General features: G+C 46.4%; 1 protein-coding gene. It reads right to left on the reverse strand.

What is annotated here, in order from left to right:
- Positions 1–207 precede the first annotated feature (207 nt).
- Positions 208–1,245, reverse strand: coding sequence for an IS110 family RNA-guided transposase (locus LSG34_RS20625; protein WP_233011217.1), 1,038 nt, complete (start codon positions 1,243–1,245; stop codon positions 208–210).
- Positions 1,246–1,318: the final 73 nt, after the last annotated feature.

Genomic DNA, 1,318 nt, shown 5'->3' on the forward strand with positions numbered 1-1,318 from the left:
TATATGGACTCCCCTGAACTATCAACAGATTTTTTACACTGGTATAGATGCGTTCTTATATACGGGCTGTATTGAGGAGCTACCTCTGCCCTTTGATGTATTCGCACCATCATGCCTTTCCTAATGGTCGGTTTTTTCAACCCTTGGGCGCGTCAGGCTCTTGATGGTCGGTCTTACCTGTGTTTAAGCATCTGTAGATAGAACTTGTTACAACGTTTGTAATGACGGTTTGTAATCTTCGCCACGGCTGAGCATCGCCCAAGCAGTGCGGATTGTTTTATTGGCAAGCGCTACTGCCGCAATTCGCTTTCCTCTGCGTTGCATTAGCGCTTTTAACCAGTTCTCTTTTGCATTTTTTGGCTCTCGCTTTTCCAGATAGCTCAGAACAGAGATTGCCCCCATAATAAGCAGTGAGCGTAATCGCTTATGACCACCAGCCTGACTTATAGAGCCTATTTTTTGCTTACCGCCACTGCTGTGCTGAACGGGGGTTAAACCCAAACAGGCGGCGGCATCCCGGCCATTTTTGAAACTAGCTCCATTTCCTATTGCCAGTTTTAAACCCAAGGCTCCTACTGGTCCCACACCTTCAAGCTCAATCAAAGAGCGACTTTGTGCATCCTGCATGGTCAGCTGCGTTTGATGGGATGTGAGTTGCGCGAGCTCTGTCTCTATAGTCAGAAACAATGACCACATTTGAGCCAGACTTTGACGAAAGCAGTCAGGTACACCGTTTTCTCCATCTTCGAGCAGATTGGGGATGGCTCGTTTGAGTGCCGCATCACTTTTCGCTATCACCAGACCAAACTCGTGTAATAAACCACGAAGCTGATTACTCATCGCTGTTTTGTGAGCGACCAGCAACTGGCGCATTTTTTCAATACTTTGCAAACCTTGCTCTTCTGTCGTCAAAATTCTTGCAGGTTTTAAATGTGGCTGCCTGGCCGCAGTGGCGATAGCCAGCGCGTCATTAGCATCCGTCTTATGACCTTGACGAAATGCTTTGACCCGACGTGCAGGTAGCGCTTTTACTTCATGACCAAGGGATTGAGCATACCGACACCAGTAATGACTTCCACCACAAGCTTCCATCACCACCAAAGCTTTAGATTCTTTATGCAGTAACTCTTTTAATTTCTCGCGACTTACAGTTTTGTTGTAAACCAATGAACCATAACCTGTTGTTTTTACAACCTGGAAGACTTGTTTTGCAAGGTCGATAGCGAGCACGGTATAGTTTTGCATGTATGGACTCTCTTTTGGTTAGTGTGACAACTTCACCATAATTCCTCTCGGGGAGGGGAGTCCATACATCTAC

It is taken from the genome of Rheinheimera faecalis, from assembly GCF_021290965.1.
In the GTDB taxonomy this organism is placed as follows: domain Bacteria; phylum Pseudomonadota; class Gammaproteobacteria; order Enterobacterales; family Alteromonadaceae; genus Pararheinheimera; species Pararheinheimera faecalis.

What these genes read in the sequence shown, in the direction of transcription:
- LSG34_RS20625 (WP_233011217.1), bottom strand. Translation starts at nt 1,245, where the DNA reads ATGCAAAACTATACCGTGCTCGCTATCGACCTTGCAAAACAAGTCTTC.